The organism is Streptomyces sp. DH24 (assembly GCF_029813775.1).
Classification (GTDB): Bacteria; Actinomycetota; Actinomycetes; order Streptomycetales; family Streptomycetaceae; genus Streptomyces.
Window position 1 is genome coordinate 57,488 of sequence record NZ_JARVKW010000011.1, and the last position, 23,148, is coordinate 80,635.

At 70.2% G+C, this 23,148-nt stretch carries 18 protein-coding genes; 13 read left to right on the forward strand and 5 right to left on the reverse strand.

From position 1 onward, the window contains the following. The first annotated feature begins 529 nt into the window (after window positions 1-529). Window positions 530-1,306: a hypothetical protein gene (locus QC282_RS11540; RefSeq protein ID WP_279549184.1), complete on the forward strand. Its 777-nt coding sequence runs from the start codon at window positions 530-532 to the stop codon at window positions 1,304-1,306. A gap of 4 nt (window positions 1,307-1,310) precedes the next feature. Continuing rightward, window positions 1,311-1,967 (forward strand): class F sortase, encoded by a 657-nt coding sequence (locus QC282_RS11545; protein WP_279549185.1) that lies wholly within the window; start codon window positions 1,311-1,313, stop codon window positions 1,965-1,967. A gap of 483 nt (window positions 1,968-2,450) precedes the next feature. On the opposite strand, the gene QC282_RS11550 is transcribed toward QC282_RS11545, so the two are convergent. Next, complete coding sequence (locus QC282_RS11550) at window positions 2,451-3,260, reverse strand: UbiA family prenyltransferase (RefSeq protein WP_279549281.1); 810 nt, start codon at window positions 3,258-3,260, stop codon at window positions 2,451-2,453. A 166-nt stretch (window positions 3,261-3,426) separates the two neighbouring features. On the opposite strand from QC282_RS11550, the gene QC282_RS11555 reads away from it, so the two are divergent. The 3 genes from QC282_RS11555 to QC282_RS11565 are packed head-to-tail and all read left to right on the forward strand — an operon-like array spanning window position 3,427 to window position 6,038. Then, a complete protein-coding gene (locus QC282_RS11555) occupies window positions 3,427-4,485 on the forward strand; it encodes a type III polyketide synthase (RefSeq protein WP_279549282.1) in 1,059 nt (352 codons plus the stop codon). Between the two features lie 9 nt (window positions 4,486-4,494). After that, window positions 4,495-5,010 (forward strand): isoprenylcysteine carboxyl methyltransferase family protein, encoded by a 516-nt coding sequence (locus tag QC282_RS11560; protein WP_279549186.1) that lies wholly within the window; start codon window positions 4,495-4,497, stop codon window positions 5,008-5,010. Then, a complete protein-coding gene (locus tag QC282_RS11565) occupies window positions 5,007-6,038 on the forward strand; it encodes an NAD(P)/FAD-dependent oxidoreductase (RefSeq protein ID WP_279549187.1) in 1,032 nt (343 codons plus the stop codon). Before QC282_RS11560 ends, QC282_RS11565 begins: the two co-directional genes overlap by 4 nt. A gap of 435 nt (window positions 6,039-6,473) precedes the next feature. On the opposite strand, the gene QC282_RS11570 is transcribed toward QC282_RS11565, so the two are convergent. Then, window positions 6,474-6,950: an ATP-binding protein gene (locus QC282_RS11570; RefSeq protein ID WP_336621068.1), complete on the reverse strand. Its 477-nt coding sequence runs from the start codon at window positions 6,948-6,950 to the stop codon at window positions 6,474-6,476. Window positions 6,951-7,559: 609 nt separating this feature from the next. Here QC282_RS11570 and QC282_RS11575 point away from each other — a divergent pair. The 7 genes from QC282_RS11575 to QC282_RS11605 all read left to right on the forward strand — a co-directional run bounded on the left by QC282_RS11575 (window position 7,560) and on the right by QC282_RS11605 (window position 16,102). Beyond that, on the forward strand, window positions 7,560-8,402 hold the full coding sequence (locus QC282_RS11575; RefSeq protein WP_279549188.1) for an MBL fold metallo-hydrolase: 843 nt from the start codon (window positions 7,560-7,562) through the stop codon (window positions 8,400-8,402). A 194-nt stretch (window positions 8,403-8,596) separates the two neighbouring features. Further along, on the forward strand, window positions 8,597-9,796 hold the full coding sequence (locus QC282_RS11580) for a hypothetical protein (protein ID WP_279549189.1): 1,200 nt from the start codon (window positions 8,597-8,599) through the stop codon (window positions 9,794-9,796). A 14-nt stretch (window positions 9,797-9,810) separates the two neighbouring features. Continuing rightward, window positions 9,811-10,401: a hemerythrin domain-containing protein gene (locus tag QC282_RS11585; protein ID WP_279549190.1), complete on the forward strand. Its 591-nt coding sequence runs from the start codon at window positions 9,811-9,813 to the stop codon at window positions 10,399-10,401. A 360-nt stretch (window positions 10,402-10,761) separates the two neighbouring features. Beyond that, the gene (locus QC282_RS11590) at window positions 10,762-11,226 is read left to right on the forward strand and encodes a hypothetical protein (RefSeq protein WP_279549191.1); all 465 of its coding nucleotides are present in this window, start codon (window positions 10,762-10,764) and stop codon (window positions 11,224-11,226) included. A 20-nt stretch (window positions 11,227-11,246) separates the two neighbouring features. Continuing rightward, window positions 11,247-12,410: a zinc-dependent alcohol dehydrogenase gene (locus QC282_RS11595; RefSeq protein WP_336621069.1), complete on the forward strand. Its 1,164-nt coding sequence runs from the start codon at window positions 11,247-11,249 to the stop codon at window positions 12,408-12,410. Between the two features lie 475 nt (window positions 12,411-12,885). Next, a complete protein-coding gene (locus tag QC282_RS11600; protein ID WP_279549193.1) occupies window positions 12,886-14,013 on the forward strand; it encodes an acyl-CoA/acyl-ACP dehydrogenase in 1,128 nt (375 codons plus the stop codon). A 4-nt stretch (window positions 14,014-14,017) separates the two neighbouring features. Then, the gene (locus tag QC282_RS11605) at window positions 14,018-16,102 is read left to right on the forward strand and encodes a SpoIIE family protein phosphatase (RefSeq protein WP_279549194.1); all 2,085 of its coding nucleotides are present in this window, start codon (window positions 14,018-14,020) and stop codon (window positions 16,100-16,102) included. A gap of 168 nt (window positions 16,103-16,270) precedes the next feature. On the opposite strand, the gene QC282_RS11610 is transcribed toward QC282_RS11605, so the two are convergent. Both QC282_RS11610 and QC282_RS11615 read right to left on the reverse strand, forming a co-directional pair. Further along, entirely contained in the window at window positions 16,271-16,858 is a 588-nt protein-coding gene (locus QC282_RS11610) for a hypothetical protein (protein WP_279549195.1), read from the reverse strand. A gap of 148 nt (window positions 16,859-17,006) precedes the next feature. Then, window positions 17,007-17,648 (reverse strand): MFS transporter, encoded by a 642-nt coding sequence (locus tag QC282_RS11615; RefSeq protein WP_279549196.1) that lies wholly within the window; start codon window positions 17,646-17,648, stop codon window positions 17,007-17,009. Window positions 17,649-18,075: 427 nt separating this feature from the next. On the opposite strand from QC282_RS11615, the gene QC282_RS11620 reads away from it, so the two are divergent. Beyond that, on the forward strand, window positions 18,076-18,720 hold the full coding sequence (locus tag QC282_RS11620; protein ID WP_279549197.1) for a hypothetical protein: 645 nt from the start codon (window positions 18,076-18,078) through the stop codon (window positions 18,718-18,720). A gap of 89 nt (window positions 18,721-18,809) precedes the next feature. Here QC282_RS11620 and QC282_RS11625 read toward each other — a convergent pair whose 3' ends face one another. Continuing rightward, window positions 18,810-22,652, reverse strand: a complete 3,843-nt coding sequence (locus tag QC282_RS11625; RefSeq protein ID WP_279549198.1) for a DNRLRE domain-containing protein — start codon at window positions 22,650-22,652, stop codon at window positions 18,810-18,812. Between the last annotated feature and the right edge of the window lie 496 nt (window positions 22,653-23,148).

Sequence of the window (23,148 nt, forward strand, 5' to 3'; positions counted from 1 at the left end):
CCGTGGCCGCGGCGGTGTTCCGACGTGTGTGCCGGATCGACCAGCGTCCGCACCCGTGCACAACAGTGCGTCTCACAACTCGGAAAATGCGTCGCCCCGTGCGGTCAGACACGCATATGACCCTGTCCGGAAGCGTGCCACTTCCGCGGCGCATCCCACAGGATGCCCCGCATACCCAAACTCACAACCACGGCCTTCGTGCTCATCCCTCAGCGTCTCGGCCGTGCGTTGACGCGTGGCCGAGGCACCCGTTCGCCGTAGAGGCACCCTGTGCCGTCCTCGGTTACCCATCCCTCGGTCGTCCGGAGGTCTTTCCGCAGGTGGCGAAGGTGGTGGCGGTCGCCTGTTGATGCCCCGTGCGCTGTCCGTGACGAATGCTACGGATCGGTAGCGGGCCGGCTGGAGTGGCACGGGGGCGGGTGCGGAGGCAGATTCGTTGCTTGGTAGCACCGGTCGCTCGCCGCGGGTCGGGATGAGTGCCCGTACGGCGGAGCCGACCGCGCCAATCCTCTCTTCAGTGGAGACTCGAATGACGAAGAAGACCACCTGTGCGCTTGCCGCACTGGCCGGCCTCGCGCCCGTGGTGGCACTCGCCCCGACGGCGATGGCCGACGACACCACCCGCGGTGATCACGCGATCACGCTGCACGCGACGCTGAACCCGTTCAAGGTGAACAAGGTGACCGGATCGGGCACCGCCATGGTGCACCTGGAGGGCAACAAAGCCCACGTGGTGGTGAAGCACAGCGGCCTGCTGGCCGGTGCTCCGCACGCTCAGCACTTCCACATCGCGGCCAAGGGCGTGTGCCCGCCCGAGACGGTCGCCAAGACGCGCAACGGCAAGACGTTCCTCAACACCACCGACGGCGCCCCCTTCTACGGCGGCATCGGCACCTCGCTGACCACCACCGGTGACACCAGCCCCGCCTCCGGTCTGGCCGTGGACCGCTTCCCCGTCGGGGACAAGGTCCACTACGAGCGCACCATCCACCTCAGCGACGAGGCCGCCAAGAGCCTGCGCGAGGGCACCGGCGTCGTCGTCGTCCACGGCATCGACTTCAACGGCAACGGCAAGTACGACAACAACCTCGGCCCCAGCGACCTCGACCCGTCGCTGCCCTCCGAAGCCACCAACCCCGCTCTTTGCGGGGCGCTGAAGATGGCGGCGAAGGGCGCTGTCCACGGCGGTGAGGGCGGCACCCAGAACACCGCCATGAACACCGCCGCAGCCGCGGGCGGGGGCGCGCTGCTGGTCGCCGCCGCAGGGGCGTTCGCGATGCGCCGCCGCGCCGGCCGCCAGAGCTGAGTTCATGCCGAACGTCCGGCGAACCGGCCGCCGTGGTCTCTTCACCACGGCGGCCACCGTCTTCACCGTCACCGGCCTGACCCTGCTGGCCATGGCATTCGTGCCCGGCCGGCAGCCCCCGCCCGAGGCCCCGGCTGCGGCGCGCGCCCACTCAGAGGCCACCGCTCCCGTTCCCCTGGGTCAGGCCGTCGCGTTGCCCGCTTCCGAACCGGTTCGTATCACCGCCAAGCGTCACGGCCTGGACGCGCCAGTGAAGGCCGTTGGCATCGGCAAGGACGGCTCCATCGCCCTACCCGAGGAGGCCGGCCACGCCGGTTGGTACACCGGGTCGCCGACCCCGGGCGAGCGAGGCAATGCGGTCCTGGCCGGCCACGTGGACTCCGACACCGGCCCCGCCGCCTTCTACGGCCTCGGTGCGCTCCGCGAGGGGGACCGCATCACCGTGCACCGACGCGACGGCCGCAACCCGGTCTTCATCGTCACCGCCCTGAGCGTCCACCCCAACAACGCCTTCCCTTCCCAGAAGGTCTACGGTCCGGCCCCGCAACCGCAACTGACCCTGGTCACCTGCGCCGACTGGGACACAGACGACCAGACCTACCGCGCCAACCTCGTCATCACGGCACATCTCGCGGACAAGCCCCATACGGCGTCTCACTGACCAGCGGTCACGCCGGCCGAACCAGACTCTGGGACGTACTGCCATCGACAGTTGCGTGTCGGCCGCCGCTGCCCGTGCCGAGTCGGCGCGGTCGTGGTGTCACAGGGGGAGGTCGGGGCGGGGGTCCGGCAGGGACATCGCCGGCCGCGCCACCCCTGACGAGCGCGATGCTGTGAGCAACCCGGGCCTTTTGGCGTACGGGCCGGGCAGCGGGAAATGCAGCCCTGCCTTCGGAACGGAGGAGACGGCTCACGATGGTGATGGTTCAGTCGCGCCACAACGGCGTGACCGTGGCCTGGCTGCCGGATTTCGCTTGGCCAAGGCCGCCGCTGTCACGGGAGCGGCGGCAACCGGTATCGCCGTCCGTCGGGCGTTCTTCGGCCAGGGCGTCTCCGGACGGCCGAAGCGCGGGGTGCGCTGAGAGCACACCCCGCCGGAGCGCCGGCAGCCTCGGCGCCCCCCCCACGCGGCCGGGTCGAGGAGTCAGGCCATGTCCGCGCCTCTCAGCAGGAGTTGCACCACGGCCGTGCCCGCCACCACGATCGCCGCCCGGAACGGCCACCGGCACCGGGCTCCGGACGGCACAGCCGTACCCGCGACCGCGACGGCCCCGGCCAACGCCGCCAGTACCCAGCTCTCCGGTGCTGTCGGCCCGGGCGGCCCCGCGGTGACCACGCCCACGGCCGCCAGCATCACGAGCGGGGCGAGCCACCGGCAGGCCGCACCGCCCAGCCGCTGCGGCAGCCCACGCACCCCGGCTGCGAGATCGTCCTCGATGTCCGGGAGCACGTTCACCAGATGCGCCCCCAGGCCCAGCAGTGCCCCGGCCGCCACCGCCCACCAGGCGGGCCAGGACGGCGACGGCCCACCGAGGGTGACGAAGGCCGGCAGCGAGCCGAAGCCCACAACATAGGGCAGCGGTGAGAGCACCGTGTGCTTGAGCCACAGGTTGTAGGCCCAGCCCGCGGCCACCATGCCCAGAAGGTGCACCATTCCCGCGGCGGCGCCGTTCAGCAACGACAACGGTGCGCAGAGTCCCAGAGCCGCCCCGGCGGCGACAGCCGCCGCCCGGGGCGTGAGCTCACCGGTGGCCACCGGTTTGTCGCGCCGCCCGCAGGCTCTGTCCCGTTGCGCGTCGAGCGCGTCATTGCACCAGCCCACCGAGAGCTGACCGGCCAGGGCGGCCGCGGCCACCGCCGCCGACCCCGCCACCCCGCGGCCCGCCGCCACGGCCAGCGCGGTCACGAACAGCGTGACGGCGAACGCCGGCTCGGGATGGCAGGAGCGCAGCAGCACCGGGACACGGTGTGTTGAGCGCGGAAGAACCTCGGGCGGGTGTAGAGACACAAAGGAAAGTAAATAGGGCATTCGAGAAGAGGAGCACATTACCGACATGCGTGTCTCGGAGATCGCCGCTTCCCCGCCCACCGCGCCGTGCCGGACGTCCCCGCCCGGCACGGTGACCACGATCGCCGCCGTCCGCACGGCGCTGCCACCCCACCGTTACGCTCAGGAAGACCTCACCGAGCCAATCGGCGACCTGTGCCTGCCCCCGGGGGCGGACCGCACCGTACTGCGCCGCCTGCACGCGTCTGCCGGTGTGTGCACGCGCCATCTCGCCCTGCCCATCGAGCGGTACGCCGGTCTCGGTGACTTCGGGCAGAGCAACGACGCGTGGCTGGCGGCCGGCCTCGACCTGGGCGAAGAAGCCCTCACCGGCGCATTGGAGGAAGCGGGACTCACACCCGCCGATGTCGATCTGCTGGTGTGCGCCTCCATCACCGGCATCGCCGCTCCCTCGCTCGACGCCCAGCTGGCCGGGCGCGTGGGACTGCGGCCCGATGTCAAAAGGCTTCCGGTGTTCGGCCTGGGCTGCGTGGCAGGCGCCGCCGGTCTCGCCCGGCTGCACGACTACCTGCGCGGCCACCCCGACGACACGGCTGTGCTGCTCACCGTCGAACTGTGCTCACTGACGCTCCAGCGGCGCGACGACTCCCGCGCCAACCTCGTCGCCGGCGCCCTGTTCGGTGACGGCGCTGCAGCACTCGTCGCACGCGGCAGCGGCAGCGCGCCCTCGGACGCGGCCGTTCCCTCGGTGGTCGCCACACGTAGTCGCCTGTATCCGGACACCGGACAGCTCTTGGGGTGGAGCGTCGGCGCCAGTGGCTTCCGCGTGGTGATCGATGCCGGTGTCCCCGGCGTCGTGCGGGACCACTTCGGCCGGCACCTGCGTGCCTTCCTGGCCGAACACGGCCTCACCACCGACGACATCGGGACCTGGGTATGCCATCCAGGAGGCCCCAAGGTGCTTGCCGCCGTGAGCGACACCCTCGGCCTGCCCGCCAACGCCCTGGACACCGCATGGGACTCACTCGCGACCGTAGGGAACATCTCCTCCGTCTCCGTCCTGCACATCCTGCAGAACACCCGGGAATCCCGGCCCGAGCCCGGAACGTGGGGCCTGCTCCTGGCGATGGGCCCGGGATTCTGTTCCGAACTCGTCCTGCTGCGCTGGTGAGGGGTCCCCATGCCGTGGTACACGCTTCTCATCCTCGCCGTCGCCGCCGAACGCGTCGCCGAACTCCTCGTCGCCCGGCGCAACGCGGCCTGGACCCTGGCCCGCGCCGGCGTGGAGCACGGCCGTAGCCACTACCCGGTCATGGTCGTCCTGCACACGGGCCTCCTAGCCTGCTGCCTCCTCGAACCCGTGCTCGCCCACCGACCGTTCCTGCCCGCCCTGGGATGGCCCATGCTGGCGCTCGTCCTCCTGGCCCAGGCCCTGCGCTGGTGGTGCATCACCACACTCGGACCGTACTGGAACACCCGGGTCATCGTCGTTCCCGGAGCGCGCTTGGTCGGCGCGGGACCCTACCGCTTCCTGCGCCACCCCAACTACGCGGCAGTCGTCGTGGAGATCGCCGCCCTGCCCCTGGTGCACTCCGCGTGGCTGAGCGCGACAGCGTTCACCATGGCCAACGCCATGCTGCTCGCGGTCCGCATCCGCTGCGAGAACACGGCCCTCGCCCAAGCGGACCCCGCGTGAGCGGCAACCACGACCTGCTGATCGCTGGAGGCGGCCCCGCCGGCCTCGCGACCGCCCTGCACGCCGCGCGCGCCGGTCTCGACACCGTCGTGGCAGAACCACGCCAGGCACCGGTCGACAAGGCATGCGGCGAAGGCCTGATGCCCAGCGCCGTCCGCGCCCTCACCGCACTCGGCTTGCGAGTCCCAGGCCATCCGATCACCGGCATCCGCTACATCCAGGGTCCTCGCCGGGTTCAGGCCCCGTTCCGGCACGGTCCCGGCCTGGGCGCGCGCCGCACCAGCCTGCACAGCGCCCTGCACCAGGCCGTCCTGGACGCAGGCGTGCCGGTACTGCCCCTGCGGGTGAAGGAAGTACGGCAGAACAGCACGGGCGTGACCGTCCCCGGCACCGGACTGAGCGCCCGGTGGCTGGTCGCCGCGGACGGCCTGCACTCACCGCTGCGCCGCTCCCTCGGCCTGGAGGTGAAGACCCAGGGCGCGCCCCGGTACGGGCTGCGCCAGCACTACGCGGTGCTCCCCTGGTCGCCGTACGTCGAGGTGCACTGGGGAGCGCACACGGAAGCGTACGTCACCCCGCTCGGCCCCACACTCGTCGGCGTCGCCCTGCTCACGACCCGACGATCTCCCTTCACCACCCAGCTGGAGAGCTTTCCCGAACTGGCTGCCCGGCTGCCCCCGGAAGCAGCCGTCACCTCGGTGCGAGGCGCGGGACCACTACGCCAGAGGGCACGCACCCGCACCCACGGGCGGGTGCTGCTCGTCGGCGACGCCGCCGGATACATCGACGCGCTGACAGGTGAAGGCGTCTCCCTCGCCCTCACCGGCGCCCGAGCCCTGGTCGACAACGTGCGCCGCGGCACACCAAGCCGCTACGAGGCCGACTGGAACCGCGCAACCCGCCGTCACCGGATCCTGACAGAACTCCTGGTGAGGGCCCGGCAGCAGCCCGCCCTCGCCCCGCACATCGTGCCCACGGCCGCCCGTCTGCCGCGCCTTTTCGCCTCAGCGGTGAACGCACTGGCATGAGCCGGTGCAACAAACCGGACCGGAAGCAGCGGGCGCACTCGCGGTCGCCGCCCACCGCGGGATTCCCGCCCTTGCCGCCTTCACAGGGGCCGACCCCCTCGCGCGGCGCGCCGAGCGAGCGGACCCGCCGAGAACCAGCACGGGCCCTGTGAGCCCTTGTCGGAACAGACCGCAGCGGTCGGGACCGCGGAGCAACCCCGTCAACAGCCCAGAAAGAACAAGTCAGTGCGCAGGCCCCGCTGCCTGCCGGGGGCCGGCACTGCTGCACTGTGGCGCCGCGAGCGGACACGGCCCCCTCACCACAGGAGTGGAAGGCCGGCCACGACGGCAAGTGCGGAAGGCCGGCTCGACGTGCACGCACAACCGGCTTCGTGCAGGTCCTTCTGGAGACAGGTGCACCGGCAGTGGGGGAAAAGCGCTCGTGACGGGGCGGCTTCACGCGGGCTGGCGGCCTGCGGCATCACCGCCGGGGTCGTCGGCGAGCTGGACGGCCGCGGTGATCCTCTTGCCGACCGGCTCCCGGCTGACCGTGAAGGTCCGGCACACCGCCATGACGATTTCCAGGCCGTGCTGGCCGACCCGGTCCGGGTCGGGCGGCAGCACCGCGGGGAGTGTAGGGCTGCTGTCCCACACGCTCACCGTCACGGCGCCGCCGGTGACCTCCAGGTCGAGCAGGCACGGGCCGGGGGCGTATTTCCGGGCGTTGGTGACCAGCTCACTGACGACCAACTGCACCATGCCCATCGCCCGTACGGATACCGGCAGCCCGTGGACGCCCTGCACCGAGGTGAGGAAGTCACGAGCCATGCCGCGCGCTTCGGCGATCTCGGCACTGCCCTCGAAGGCGGCTGAGACCGCTATCCGGCGGTCGCCGGGCGCGGCCTGGCCCTCATCGCGCGCATGACTGGCCACATCCTGCCTCATTTCCCCCGCACCCCCATCACAGTGAACGTATTCCCCCCGAAGGCCGGCGCACGCCAACCAAATCAGTAGACGGTCGGCTACACAACGTCACATTGCTCCCAGGGATGCTTCCGTCGGTCACCGTCCGCACACGACCGGAAAATGAGGAAGGGCCGCCTCGACCTCCCCAGGTGTGACGGCCCTTCCCCTGTCAAGCATCGTCCCGGCTACCCGGATGATCCTTGCTCATGCGCTGCGGATGCCCGCAGCTCCAGCCCTTCACCCGGCGGTCGGCCCGGAGCGCTGCCGTAGCAGTCGCGGCTGCCCATGGAGGCGGACATGTGGACGGGCCTGGCGCTTTCATGCATCGCGTCGGATGGCTCACCTCCGCTCGTGCGGAGAGGACAAGAAAGAAGGCCCTCGGATCGGTTGCTGGGGCACATTCCCGGAGGGCCCCGTCCCGTCTGTCTGTCACCCCAGCAGATGCGCCCGCGCGGTGCCGGAACGATGGGCGGGGTGCGTGCCTCACCTCTTGCGGGGTACTCCGGGCGGGCCGGGCCGAACGGGCTCCGGAACTCGCAGTCGACGGACGGGACCCTCCGTCAGGCAAGGACACCTATGGCTGTCTTTGACAACGACGCCCTCGACATGCACTTCATCGGCACCGCGACCGTGCTTCTGCGCTACGGCGACTTGACGCTGCTCACGGACCCGAATTTCCTGCACCGCGGTGAACGCGCCCATCTGGGCTACGGACTCGTGAGCCGGCGCCTGACCGAGCCGGGCGTCGACGTGACAGACCTTCCGCCGCTGGACGCGGTGGTCCTCTCCCACCTGCACGGAGACCACTGGGACCGCCGGGCCAGGCGCCACCTGGAGCGTTCGGTACCGATCATCACCACCCCCCACGCCGCCCGGCACCTGCGCACCTGGCAGGGCTTCGACCGGGCCGGCGGTCTGCGCGACTGGGAGAGCTGCACCTTCCGGCAGGGCCGCTCCCAGGTACGGATCACGGCACTTCCCGGCAGGCACTCCCTGCAACCCGTGCTGCGCCGACTGCTGCCCCCGGTGATGGGCAGCATGCTGGAGTTCGGCCCGCGCGACGGGGCAGTCCGCCTCCGGGTGTACCTCTCCGGCGACACGCTTCTGTACGACGGGCTCGACGAGATCGCCCGCCGCTTCCCCGACGCCGAACTGGCCGTGCTCCACCTGGGCGGCACTCGGCTCCCCGGCGGCTTCGTCGTCACCATGGACGGCGCGCAGGGCGCCGAACTCGCCCGGCGTCTCGGCTACCGCCGCGTCCTGCCGGTCCACTACGACGACTACTCGGTCTTCCGCTCGCCCCTCCAGGATTTCCTGACCGAGGCCGACCGACTCGGTCTGCGGGAACGACTTGTCCACTGCCCGAGAGGACATCAGGCCCGCCTTGGACCCGGTGACGACCGGCCCGCGGTTCTGTGACACGTGGAGACACCGCCGTGCCTGCTGTCCTCTCGGTTGACCCGCCTGGGGGAAACTTGGGGCCCGTGGATGTGAGCGGTGGCTCGAAGGAGCCCATGGTGAACACACTGAGGCGATGGTCCGTGCTCGTCTCCTGAAGCGGGGGTACCCCCGGGGGAGCGCGAGTCCCCTCTCGTCCTCTAGGAGACACCCCCATGACGTTCAATCCGCTGGAGCAGCGGGGTATCCCGCTGGACCGTCAGCTGCGCAGCTGGCGTGAGCTGAACGTGGACCCGATCGACCCGGACCACTGCGACCCGTACACCCGCTGCCGGATCATCACGATGAACGGCATCGAGGTCGAGGCGATCCTGTTCAGCCACCAGCTGGCCCGCAATACCGTCGACCCGGAGGTGAAGCGGCAGCTGGCGCAGGTCCGTTACATCGAGGCGCAGCAGCAGAAGGTCGTGAACTGGCTGCTTCCGGGCGTGTCGTCGGTGCTGGAGACGACGATCGCCTACGAGCAGGTGGCGGTGGACCTGACGGCGTGGGTGGCGCGGATGGAGCCGGACCCGTATCTGAAGCAGGCGTACCAGTTCGGTGTGCTGGAGGACTTCGACCATCTGTACCGGTACGCGAACCTGTACGAGATGATCGAGCACCGCAAGGCGGAGTCGATCGTCGACAACCTGACCGAGGTCATGCCGGGCCGGCCGACGAGGTTCCACCATCGCGATCCGGTCGACAACGTCCGCGACCCGTACGCCAAGGACCAGACGGACCCGCTCTCCAAGCTGCACGCGCTGACGATCATGTCGGCGGAGCAGCAGACGATGAACTTCTACATGAACACCGGTCCCACCTACATGGAGCCGATCGCCCGCCAGCTCTACCAGGAGATCGGGCTGATCGAGGAGGAGCACGTCACCCATTACGAGTCGCTCGTGGACCCGGGTGAGACGTGGTGGGAGCAACTGGTCAACCACGAGTACAACGAGTGCTACCTGTACTACTCCTTCATGGAGCAGGAGAGCGACCCCAGGGTGAAGGCCATCTGGGAGCTGCACCTGAACATGGAACTGGAGCACCTGCACGCCGCCTGCGACCTGATGCGTCGGCACGACGGCCGCGACCCCGCCTCGGTGCTGGCTCCCGAGCTGCCCGACGTGCTGACCTTTGAACCGAACAAGGGCTACCTGCGGGAGCTGCTGGACACCCAGATGGACCTGACCACGCTCGGTGCCGGCTACGTGCGCGAGGCGCACGAGCGGTTCGAGCGGATGCAGGAGCAGATCCATGGCGGCGAGGCACCCCCCAGCGACCGGGTCATGACGGAGCACGACCAGATGTTCGGCCGGGAGTACCGCGTCCAGACCGAGGGCGAGCACCCCGACCCCGCGCAGCGCGAGAAGTAGGAGGGGCAGCCGACATGTCCGAGCTGCACACCCCGCACGCCGGGGACGACCAGGCCAAGGACGACGACGTCGTCTCCCTGCTGAAGCGTCAGCACGGTGACATCCGCAACCTCTTCGACGAGGTCGAGGCCACCTCCGGTGAGGAACGCCGTGACGCGTTCCGTCGCCTGGTGCGGCTGCTGGCCGTGCACGAGACCGCCGAACAAGAAGTCGTCCATCCCTTTGCCCGACGCGCGCTGCCGGGTGGCGAACAGGTCGTCGAGGACCGCCTCGCCGAGGAAAAGGCCGCCAAGGAGGCCCTCGCGGCCCTGGACGAGACGGACACCGACGACCCGGATTTCCTGCCCCGGTTGAAGGCGTTGCGCAGGGACGTGCAGGAGCACGCCCGGGCTGAGGAGCGCTACGAGTTCACCCACATCTACCGCAGCACCGACGCCACGGACCTTGCTGCCATGGCCAAGGCCATCAAGGCCGCCGAGGCCGTGGCACCCACCCGGCCGCACCCCGGGGTCCAATCCGGCGCGGCCAACATGGCGCTCGGACCGGTCGCCGCGCTTATGGACCGTACGAAGGACGCCGTCCGAAAGGCGATGGGCAACAGCTGAGCCAAGGCAGCATGCGCCCCCGGTACGTGCGTGCGTCACTGAGAATCCGGCCCATGCCGCCGAGCAGGGCCTGAGCGTGCAGGTGGTGGGCCGCTCCGGGCGGACATCTGGGAGTCACGACGCCCGGTCAGCCGTTGTTCTGCCTCCGCACCCAGCGTCATCACCAGCACCCCGCCCGTACCGGCCACCAGTCCCCGCCACAGCGCGCGCTCCGTCATGCGCCGGCGGGTACCCACGCCTGCACGGCATACCTGTCCCGGCACCAGCCGGCCGCCCGGCGGCACGCGCCGTTTCATTCCGGCGGCTTCGGAAACCCGGCGCCGGACGGTGGCGATCAGGCACCGGAGCGGAGGGCGTTCCATGAACAAGCTGTGGTGGACGGTCCCGGTCGTGGGCGCGGGGGCTGCGGCCGTACGGCGGTTCCGGCCGTCGCACCAGGGCGACGAGCGGGCGGGGGACCGCTGGCTCACCGTGACGATCAACCGGCCGCCCGCGGACGTGAGCTCCGGCGGTAAGGTGCCGTCACCCTTGGACGACCTGGCGGAGCGGATCGACGTTCAGATCCGGCCGGCACCGGGTGACCGCGGCACGGAGCTGGCCGCACGGTTCAAGGAGCCGGTGCCCGCCGCATCGGCCTCCGTGCCCGCGCGTCTGGCGGGACGGGACCCGCGTCAGGAACTGCGGCGCGCGTTGCGTGACGCCAAGGCGCTGCTGGAGGCCGGTGAGGTCATGCGGCCCGACGCGCCGCCCACGACCCGTCCCACGCCGGGCGGCAAGCTGGTCGAGGTGTTCACCCGCCGCTCCGGTGGGGAGGGAGTGCTGTGAAGGCGCTGTGCTGGGAAGGCGTGAACAAGCTGTCCGTCGAGCAGGTACCCGACCCGGAGCTGCGCAACGACCAGGACATCATCGTGCGACTGATCGCGGGCACGACCTGCGGCTCCGACCTGCATCTCATCGGCGGCTACATCCCGGCCATGCGCGCCGGGGACGTGATCGGCCACGAGTTCGTCGGCGAGGTCGTGGAGACCGGCCCCGCCGTGCGCCGGCACAACGTGGGCGACCGGGTCGTCGTCTGCTCGTTCATCGGCTGCGGGCGCTGCTGGTACTGCGCCAACGACCTGTGGTCCCTGTGCGACAACACCAACACCAACCCCGGCTTCGGCCAGGCTCTGTTCGGCTACGAGGCCGCCGGTATCTTCGGCTACTCGCACGCGATGGGCGGCCTGCGCGGCAGCCACGCCGAGTACGTCCGCGTGCCCTTCGCCGACTACGGCGCCTTTTCCGTGCCCGAGGGCATCGACGACACCAGTGCCCTGTTCCTCTCCGACTCGGTCCCCACCGGGTGGATGGGCGCCGACCTGGCCGGGGTGAAGCCCGGTGACGTGGTCGCGGTCTGGGGCTGCGGCGCGGTGGGCCAGATGGCCGCCAGGGCCGCGATCCTGAAGGGTGCGGAACGGGTCATCTCCATCGACCGCATCCCGGAGCGGCTGGCGATGACCGAGCGGTACGCCGGCGCGGAGACCATCGACTACACCGCCACGGACGTCGCCGCCGAGCTGCGCGAACGCACCGGCGGACGCGGCCCCGACGTGTGCATCGAGGCGGTGGGCATGGAGGCCCACAGCGACGGACCGATGCACCTCTACGATCAGGCCAAGCAGCAGCTCCGCCTCCGCACGGACCGCCCCACCGCCGTACGCCAGGCCATCCACGCCTGCCGCAAGGCCGGCACCGTCTTCATCCTGGGCGTCTTCGCGGGCGCCGTCGACAAGTTCCCGCTCGGCGCGGTGATCAACAAAGGGCTCACCGTGCGCGGCGCCCAGATGCACGGCCAGCGCTACATCCCCAAGCTGCTGGAGCTGATGGCCGCCGGCGAGATAGAGACCGCCCACCTCGCGACCCACACCCTCTCGCTCGACCAAGCACCGACGGCGTACGACATGTTCAAGCACAAGACCGACGGCTGCGTGCGCGCCGTCATTCGCCCCGAGCCCCGAGAAGCCACGTGATCGTCAGTTGAGTCGCTCACCGCAGGGCCGACCGTGTGGCGCGGTGGCCTTCGGCACCAGCCCGGCACGCGCACGGGGCGCTGTGCGGGAGCGCCAGAATCGCTTCTCACTGGTTCGCCCGACAGGTCGCGAGCGACAGCAAGAGCCTCAGCCCTTCTTCGAGCGTCGTACGACTTGCCGACTTCGAGGAGCCTCTGTGACACGCCTGGGACGAGCTCACCGAATCGGTCCGCTCGCAGCTCGAAGACAAGAGGTGAGCGAGCCCGTCGAACGGTACAGGCCGCGTGAGACCGTCCAGGCAGCCCCAAGGACGAATCAGATTCGGTGGCCGTGCGTACGCATAAGGTTGGGGGGTGGGCGTCTGGCAGTAGTGCGCCGAGGGGAGGAATGTCGTGCCCGCCGACGTGGTCGACCGGGCCTGGTGAGGTTACGGAGTGCAGCGGTTATGCGGGTAGAGCTCGGGGCTGCGGTGTCCATGGCGCGGGAGATCGGTGAGCAGGTTCTGGCCCCGGAGGCTGCGGCCGTGGATGAGCACCGGAGATGGCCGGAGAAGGGTATGGCGGCGCTGCGGTCCCGGCTGGGCGGACTGGTGGTGCCGACCGAGTGCGGGGGGATGGGGCACGGGCTGCTGGCGGTGGCGCAGGTCGGTGAGGCGACGGGGCGGGCCTGCGCCTCGACGTCGATCTGTTTCGGTATGCACCTCGTCGGCTCGGCGGTGATCGCTGCGAAGGCCAGCTGCCGACAGCGGGAGCGCTACCTGGAACCGATCGCCGCCGGTGAGCATTTGACGACTCTGGCCTTGTCGGAGCCGGGGACGGGTGGCGAGTTCTGGCTGCCGCAGACCCGTATGGAGCGGGTGGCGGAGGACCGGCTGCGGCTGACCGGAGCGAAGAGCTTCGTGACCAATGCCGGCCACGCGGATTCCTATGTCCTGTCCACCTTGGCCGCCGGACCGGGCACGCCGCCGGGACAGTTTTCCTGCACGGTGGTCGACGCCACCGTGCCGGGGCTGGAGTGGGGCTCGCCATGGCAGGGTTTCGGCATGCGCGGCAACGCTTCGCGTGGGCTGGAGCTGCGAGGAGCCGAGATCGCCGACTGGTGCCTCCTGGGAGAGGAGGGCGATGAGATCTGGTACGTCTTCAATGTCGTCGCCCCTCATTTCCTGATGGCCATGGCCGGCACCTACCTCGGTGTCGCGGCGGCGGCCCTGGAGGAGGCTCGTTCCCATCTGCTGCGACGCAAGGGGGCGCGCGGAGGTCGTTCCGCGGCCGGGCAGCCGGTTGTGCAGCACCGGCTGGGCACGATGTGGGCCCGCGTGGAACGCACTCGACGGCTGATCTACCACGCCGCCGCAGAGGCGGAGATCGGCAGTCCGGATGCCCTGCTGGGGCTGGCCTCTGCCAAAGCCGAGGTGGCCGAGGCTGCCGAGACGACTGTCAACGACGCCCTGACCCTGGTCGGCGGCATTGGCTACGGCGAGGACTCGCCCCTGCACCGCCTGCTGCGCGACGCCCGCGCCGCGCACGTGATGTCCCCCGTGACCGACCTGCTGCGGGTGTGGACCGGCAGGGCCCTGCTGGACGAACCGCTCCTTGAGGGCTGACACGATGAGCCACGGTCTGCCCCTGCTGCTGCTCGTCGACGTCCCGCTGGGGACAGTCACCGCCATCACCGCCGACCTGGCCGCAACGACCGACATCATCCAGACCACGGCCGAGGACGTGCTGGCCTACACCGGCGGAACCCCCGGCCGGCGTCGGCCGACGGTGGTCGTGGTCGGGGAGACGGTCACGGCGCCCGTCGGCGTCGTCCACTCCCTGCGGCCGCACCCCGCGGACCTGGCAGTCGCCGTGACGGCCGTCCCTGCCACGGAGCAGAAGCTCGCCGTGCTTCCGCTGCTGTTTCCCGACGATGTCGTGCGCCGTGTGAAGGGCAGCCAGGCAGCACTGCGGATGCCCCATGTAGTGAGGGAGCTGCTGCAGCAGCTCAGCTACCGCCGTGCGCACGTCGCGGCGCAGGCCGCGGCCCAGCAGCACCTGTCTACGGGTGCGTCGATCGACCGGCAGCTGGGGGAGCGGCTGCTGGGGCAGTTCCTGTCCCAGGCTCCGATTGGTGTGCTCATGCTGGACGGTGACGCGGTCGTCGCCTGGAACCCTCGGGCCGCCGACATCTTGGAATTGACAGAGCCGGATGCGCTGCACCGGCCGGTGACCGACCTGTTCCCCGAGGACCAGCGCACGGTACTGCACCGCTATCTGGCTGCCTCGGGACCACCCGGGGATGCCGAACCGGACGCGGTCTTCGAACGCGTCCGTGGCGACGGCACCTCCCAGGCCCTGAGCATGGCTGTACGGCAGGTGGTGGACACCGAGGGACGCAGCCGCACCCTCGTTCTCACCGAGGATGTCACCGACCGCCTGCACGCCCAGCGCAAACTCGCCGAACGCACCAGCCACGCCCTGCTCACCACCGAAGTCGCCGCCGCCATGACGGCGCCAGGACCACTCAAAGAGCGCCTGCACCGGTGCGTGCGAGCCGCCACCGACCGCCTGGGCGCCGACCGCGTGTGCGTCTGGACCCTGAACACACGCGGCGAACTGGTCCACGCCATCTGCGCCGAGAACGATGCCGAAACTCCCGACACGTCCTGCCAAACGGCTCAGCGCGTCCTGGTGGAACAGGTCGTCGCGGCACGCCGCCCGCGATTGGACGTCCCACCCCGCACCGACCCGCACGCCCCTCAACCTTCGGGCGGCCGTGGCTCTTTCGCCGCTTTCCCTCTCGTCTCCGGTGGGGAGCTGCTCGGCGTACTGTCGCTGACCACGCGCCTGGCGCTGCCCGCCTCCGTCCTCGCCACCTTGGAGAACATCGCAGACCAGATAGCCGTCGGCACCCAGCAGGACCGCCTGCTCAACCGTCTGGGGGAGGCAACCCGTGCCCTCGAACGTCCTCTGCTTCCACCACGCCTGCCCGACCTGCCGGGCTTCGACCTAGCGGCCCGCTACGCCCCCTTCAGCCAGGGTCTGAACATCGGCGGTGACTTCTACGACGCCTTCACCGCCCCCGACGGCCGCCACGTCCTGGTCCTGGGAGACGTCTGCGGCAAAGGCCCCGACGCGGCCGCCATCACCGGCCTGGTCCGCCACACCCTGTGGACCGCCGCCCAGCACACCAGCGACCCCGCCCACGTCCTGAACCTGATCAACACCGCGTTGCGCCGCCAGAACACCCCCTTCTGCACCCTCGTTTACGTGGTCATCGACGCCACCCGCACTCCCGCCCGCCTCCAGATCGCCAGCGCCGGCCACCCCGCCCCGCTCGTGCGCCGAGCGAATGGCGACACCGCACCTCTGGAGACACGGGGCACCCTGCTGGGCGTACTGGAGACGCCACGCCACCCGGTCACCGATGTGGAACTACGACCCGGCGACACACTGGTGCTCTACACAGACGGCTTCACCGAAGGAGCCGGCGCCGCAGACCAGCGCGATCCGGAAGACCTCGCTGCCATCGTCGCCTCCCTGCCGCCGACTGATGAGCCGGCTGTCGCCGGGAACGTAGCAACCGCGCTGATGGACGACGCCCACCGCTGGTGGGGCGAACGGCTGCGCGACGACCTCGCCGTCATGACCCTGACGGCAACTGCGATCCACGGCCCGCCCAGTGAGACGGCCGACACGAGCACCGGGTGACGGCACAGAAGGGATCGCGTCCGGCAGCTGCACGGCCGCCACCACAGCGATCTTCAGAGGGATCGACAGCACGGCCAGCGGTACCGTCAAGTGGTTCAACTCGGAAAGAGCTTCGGCTTCATCGAACAGGACGGTGAAGGCTCGGACCTCTTCACTCTTCATGCCCTGTCAGAGCTTGCCTTCGAGCAGTACGGTGCGGTGGCCATGGAGACGGCGTGAGAAGTCCACGACGAACTCGGGGCGCAGTTGGGGCCAGTTCCAGAACGTGAAGCCGAGATGACCAAACGCGAAGTGGTCGTCGGCCCAGTGCCACGTGTGCACGGGAGCTGTCCGGCCGCAGGAGGGGCAAGCGACGGGCGCATCGTGACCCTCGGCCCAGGAGCCCACTGCGTCGCTGAACCGGGCCCACCTCTCCTCGATGAGCGACCAGTGCTCGTCGACGAGGGTCATCTCCGCTGCGCAGTGCGGGCAGGTGACGGCCGAGGGTTCGCCCTGACCAGCATCGAAGACCGTACGCCCTACGGTGACGTGCAGGCCGTTGCTCCACATGTTGACCAGCTCGGGATCAGGATCCTCGACGGCTTCGCCGTAACGCGTCCCTGGCGCGTGCCCGGCGTCGGCGCCGAGGACGCAGTCGGTACGTTCCGCTGAGATGAAGCCGTCTGCAATCAGCCAGTCGAGTATGTTCGCCGCGAGCCCCTGCGCCTCCTCCGGCGTGGCCTCGGTGTCGACGATCGTCTGGAACCAGTCGCCCATGATCTCCCCTCCAGTGCTCGTGCCTGCGTACCGTACGTCTCGCCACGGACATTCGCAGCGGCCCCACCGACATCGCGTTCGTGTCGAAGTCGTCGTCCGGGGCAGGGCGCACGGACTGGGCCGGAGCGGGGCCGCCGTCGCTGTGCTGTCAGAGGCGTGACTTTTTGCCGCCACTGCCGGGCAGCAGCCTCCCGCCGAGCAGCACCGCGCAGGCCCCGACGGTCAGCAGCCCGCCGGACAGGAAAGTGCCCCGCACGTCGGCGAGCCGAAGGACCAGTCCCCCGAGCACGGCGCCCGCCGCGATACCGGCGTCGTACGCACCGGAGTTCGCAGCGAGTGCGAGTTCCGTGCGGCCCGGTGCGCAATGCAGCATCTCGTTCTGGGTAATCATGAACACCGGGCCGAGCGCACCGCCCATCAGCACCATGAACACCGCCGCCGCCACGGGTTGGCTGCCGGACGCGTACAGGCCGAGCATGCCCACCGTCTGCGTGACTACGGCAGTGATCAGCGCGGTCTGCGGAGAGCGGTCCAGCAACGCCCCGGTGATGCTCACCCCGGCCAGACACGCAGCACCGAGAATCGCGAACAGGGCGTTGACCGCGCTCGGGGAGAACCCGCTCACGTCGCCCAGGAATTTCACGATGCAGGTGTATCCCGTGAACGCCCCAGTGGCGGACAGGGCCCCGGCCGCCAGCACGGTCCCGAACCGGCGGGCGTCGGGCCTGGTTCCGTAGGCGGCGGGCTCCTCCTGTGGACCTGAGGTCGGCAGCAGAACGGCGATCGTCACGAGGGAACGGATTCCGCGGAGGTGGTCGGTGACGGTGGCCCGGGCGACACGGCCGACCGAGGGGGCATCGTTCAGCCGTTCCTCGTGAGGCGTGGGTCATGAGGCGTGAGATGCGAGGCGTGAGTCGGCGGCCGGGGGGACTGACCCGGGGCCGGCCGGCAGAGCGTGGGCGCGCCGTTGTCGACCAGCGCCTGATGCATGGCGGCGAACGCGCGCGTGTCGCGTTCACGGGCGGCGAGGGCCGCGGTGTGGGCCCGGTTCGTGGCCAGGGCGCCGGGGGCGTGCAGGCGCCGGCCAGCGCAAGGCTCGAACCCTGCCCGGTGAGGAACGAGGGCGCGTACGCCGCGTCGCCGACGAGCGCGACGTGGCCCCTGGCCCGGTGGGGCATGCGGGTCCGACCGGGCCGGGCTGCACTACGGTTGGCCGCATGCCTGTCGAACACACTGCCGCCCCCGGTCGCGTCGAGGCGGCCTGGCGGAACATCACCGCATGGCTCGCCGAGCACGCGCCCGTCTCGCACGCCTCACTCCTGCCACCCGCGCCCGAGGCCGGGATCGAACGCGCCGACACTCTCCTGCGCGAGCGTCTCGGGTTCGAACTGCCTTCCGAACTGCGGCAGTTGTGGCGTCTTTGCGGCGGCGTGGCACACCAGCACGTCGAGGAGGACGAGGACCTCGGCGAGATCAGCTCCGGCGCCTTCCTCCCCGGCGGCATCCTCTTCACCCCCGAGCAGGCGCTGGGCCCTCGCCTCCCCGCGCCGGGCGGCCGCGACACCTGGGGCGGCGCCCGCGTGGTGCCCTGGCTGACCGGCGACGAGGCCGGGCCGCTGCAGGGCCACTACGCCGGGGAGGACGGCGTGGGCAAGTGGTCACTGCTCGACGAACCGGTGCGGAAACCGGAGTACCCGTCGGTCGCCGCCTACCTCGAAGCCGTCCACCGTACCCTCACCGAGGGCCCCGCGGACGGTATGGGCCCGGACGTGCCGGGCGTCGTCTGGGGATGCCTGGTCTGGGACAACCCCGAGTTCCCCGGCCTGGACGAAGCCGCCGAACACTGGACGCCCCTGCACTGACCGTCGACGCGACGTGACGCGGCGGGCCCCCGTTCCCCGGACCGGGGTCCGGGGAACGGGGGCCCTGGAAAGCGCTCGGGCGCGGCCCGTCAGGGTTTCGCCATCGTGCAGACGAGCGTCGCCTTCGTCGGGTCACAGCCCGCGAACCAGCTGTTGCCGGGGTCCACGTAGTAGCTGTCCTGGTCGAGGATCCGGAACTTCTTCAGGAACCCCTCGTAGAACGAATCCGTTTCCATGGAACCCGAGTTGACCTTCAGCGACATCGACGAACGGCCGCACTTCTCGTCGAATGTCGGCGCGTCGTAGCGGGTGTCGTCGAGGAGGTGCTCACTGCCGTCGTCGGTCTTGGCCGCAACGGTCTGGATGCACTCGGCGCCACCGTTCTTCCCCGCCGTGTTCGTGCCACCGTTCACCACCGGCACACCGGGTGATTGGTAGGTGGAGGAGAACGGGAACTCGTCGCAGGAGATGGTCTCCGGGGCACCCTCAATGATCTCCGGGTGCAGGGCCGTCCACTTGTGCTTCGCGAACCGCTTCTGCGGCACCCAGCCGTCCATCCGGGGGCCGGTGTACTTCGGGCACATCACACGGTCGCGGTTGTAGTCCCGCTCGTAGTTCGTCTCGTTACGGGCCTTGCTCGGCAGATAGCGCAGGGGGTCGTAGATCGACTTGCCGCTGCCGTTGACCTTCGACTTGTTCTGGATCAGCCACACGTGCGCGGCCGCGGCCGGGTACTTCGCCGTGTTGAACGTGTACTTCGGGTAGTACTGCGGCAGCACGCACCCGCTGGTCGCGCCGTTCGCCGGCACCTTGTCGCAGCGTACGTACACCCACGGGGAGGTGCCGGGTCCGCGGTCCTCCCACTCGCCGCGCTTGCCGTTGAGCCCCATCGGCGGGGTGACCTCGGTCTCCGGGTTGGCGATGAAGTACACCGGCATGGTCTTCGACAGGTCGACGTCACGGGAGCCGGAGGCGTTGTCCACGCTGCCGTTCCAGGTGTGGGAGGCCGTGCCCGTCGCCATGTGGGTGTCGCGGGGCTGGTTGCCCTCCATGCCGCCGTCCCACGACAGGTCGTTGTAGAAGTCGAAGTTCTCCTGGCTGCGGTCGCCGCCGTCGGTGGCACAACCGTCGCTGAAGCACATGTTGTCGATCATGGCGTTGGGGTTGCCGTCCCCGAAGAGCACCGCGCGGTCCTCGGCGGGGAAGCTGTTCGAGATCGGGTTGAGCTCGATCCACGTCTTGATGCTGTTGCCCTGGACGTCGACCTTGATCTGGTAGGCGACCTCGAAGTGCGCCGAGTACTCCACCGGCAGGGTGCCGTCGGAGAAGGTGGCCTTCGCCGTGTAGTGGAGGTCGTAGAACAGACACGCCTCGGTGCGGCTCATCAGCGACTTCTGGGCCTCGCCGTACAGGCTCGGCTGGCACCAGGCGTCGGTGATCACCGGGTCGGGATACGAGGCGGCCCGGGTCATCCGCGCCCTCGCGGAGGCCCGCGTGCCCTCCAGCGACTGCCGCTTCTTCGGGGTGATCGTCACCTCCGCGTTCTCGCTCCTGACGGTGCGGGGAGCGGAGAGCGGCTTGAAGCCGGGTATGCCCGCCGCCTGCGGGCTGTTCGGCTGGTTGGGCGCCAGGGCGTCCTTGTCCAGCGGCGGCAGCGCGATGTCGATCTTCTGCGGGCGGTTGTAGTCGCGCGTGCCGGACGTGAACCCGTAGTCCTTGATCGGACCGGCGTTGCCCGCCCGGTCGACGGTCTGCGTCTCCACGGCGTGGTTGCCGTCGGCCGTCGGGATCACCGTGTACGCGGCATCCGGGGCGAGCGCCCTGGTGGTGCCGGTGGTGGTACGGACCGTGCTCCAGCCGTGGGTCGCGGGGTCGTCCTCGTACGGATCGACACGGAACCGCACCTCGGCGGCGTCAGGGGCACCCGTGGTGACGTCGAAGCCACCCGCGACGCCCGAGGGCCCGCCCCAGTTCTCCGGGTAGGTGGACGAGACGATGGACTGCGGTTCACCCGGCGCGGTGGTGTCGACGACGAACTGGGTCCAGGACGACCAGCTCAGGTTGTAGTGCGTCCCGTCGTAGGCGTTGGTCCGGAACTTGTACGTCCTGCCGTCCCGGAGCTGTCCCGCCGGGACGGTGACGGAGGCCGGCTTCCCGGAGTCCACGAAGCCGGAGACGATCAGCCCCTCACCGGCCGGGGTGGTGATGGGCGTGTTGGTGGCCGCGTCGTACACCTGGAAGGTGACGTTGACCTTGTCGCCGTCGGGGTCGGTGACGGTGTCCCGCAGCGTCGGCGTGGTGGAGTCCACCGCCCAGACGCCGCCGTACGACTTGAAGGGCGGACCGGCCTGGCGGGCGGTGCCGTCCGACGGCCGGTAGTTGTACGTCACGGAGAGCTTGGGCTGGTTGGACGTCGCGTTGGCGGAGTTGACGCGCTTCCACGCCTTCACGTCGTCGGTGGCGGCCCGCAGACCCATGTGGCCGCGGGTCGCCTTCGCCGAGGCCCAGGTCTGGACGAGGGCGTCGACGTCCGCGTTGATCCAGCCGTCCGGCTGCGTGGCGGCACAGTCCGGACTGCCCTTGGTCTGCGTGGACGAGTGGTACTGCTGGTTCCACGTCGGCTGCGACGTCCAGCGCGAGGACGTCGACGACGCGGAGGTGTCCCAGACCGTCCAGGACTGCGCGGAGCAGTCGGTGTTGCCGGAGTGGAAGTTCCACAGCGCGAGGTTGGTGTCGACGATCAGCGCGTCCTGGATCGCCGAGGTGTTCCAGGTGATGAAGGACCGCGCGGTGCGCGGCGTGCCGTCGGCGTTCCTGGTGCCCGGATTGCCCAGGTCCAGCTCGGCGTCACCCGACCAGTCGACCGTCTCGCCCTGCTGGACGTAGGTGTCGAAAGTGCTGGCCAGTGCGGAGGTGGACGGGTCGATGGTGACCGGGTAGACGGTGTCCGGGTCGTTGAGGAAGTCCTCGGACGGGGTCACGACGAGGTCGATCCCGCCCGCCCCCTTGTCGAGGACCTTCATACCGACGCGGGCCCGGTGGGTGTGCTCGCCGGATCGCTCGTCGACGGACGCGTCCCACATCACGGGGGCGGGCATCTCGGCGCGGGCGGCACCCGTCCTCGCGTCGCGGAAGGTGACCGAACCGTCCCCGTTCGCCTCGGCCTTGAGGCCCTCGGCCCGCACGGGCAGCGTGTAGGAGTAGGCGTGGGCGGGACGTTCCGCCACCTCCACGAATTGCTCGAAGCCGGTACGGGTAGCTTCGACGATCACATCGGCGCCGGGTACGGCGTCGTGGTATCGGGCCCGCGTGCCGTCCAGCTCGGGTTTGGGCAGGCCGCCCTTCCACTGCAGCGTGACCTGTTCCCTGCCACTGCCGAGCGTCACCAGATCCCGCGCACCGGCGCTCTGTGCGGCCCGCAGCGAGGTGGGCCGGGTGCCGCCCTTCCCGGCCAGCCGCAACCCGGCCGGATGCATCTTCGCGAAGACACCGCCGTCCGCGTCGGCAACCAGCGTGGCGTCGGCCTTGCGCCACTTGCCGTCCCGCCACACGCGCTCGGGGCCCGGCGTCAGTTCGGTGGTGAACGTGCCGTCGGGGTTGGCGACGGTGCGACTGGTCTCGGTGGTCTCGTCGGTGACGGTGACCTTTCCGCCGGTCTTCTCGGCGCGCAGCAGGGCCCACGCCTTGGAGCCCTCGGCGTGCTTCGCGGCCCAGGCGAGGTCGGACGCGAGGACGTCCTTGGCGCTGGGGTTGTTCGCGGTGGCGGTGGCGGTGGCGGGCCGCTTCCCGTCCTCCGGCTCCGCCGCCGGTGCGGCGACGGCCGACCGGCCGGCCAGGAGGGCTGCCTCGGTGGTGAGTAACAGGGCTGCGGCCAGGGCGACCTGACGTCTGCGGCGCCCCTGCGGGAAGCGCCTGGATCTGAGCTCGGACAACGTTTTCGTCCCTCTCTCGATCGAGCCGGACGGCAAGATCGACGGGCAACGCTATAGGGGATCCGTGGTTCATCCAGGGCTGGAATGAGAGGTTCCGTGTGATCATGATCATGGTTATATGGGTGAGATCGTGAATGCGCCAAAGATGCGGATGCCTGCGCAGGCAGTGGGTCGAGGCGGTGGACGCCGGCGGCGGCGAAGTCGCCGGGACGCACCGCGCAGGCTCCGCCGTGGCGCATGCGGCAGCCGCTCAGCACATCGGTGACCGGCAGGAAGCCGTTGCCGCCGGCGGTGCGTCTCCGGTGCGGCTGCTCGGGGGAGAGTGACCCGGGCGCCGTACCTGCTCCCCGTCCGGCCCGTCGCTTTGTCCGCCCCTGTCGCGCCGCTTCCGGAACGTGCTCCGAGCGGGCAGGAAACGGGCACGTGGGAGGCCGATACGGAGCCTGCGCGGACCCCCGTGCGCGGGGCTCGTGCGGCATTCTGGGCTCCCGGCCGA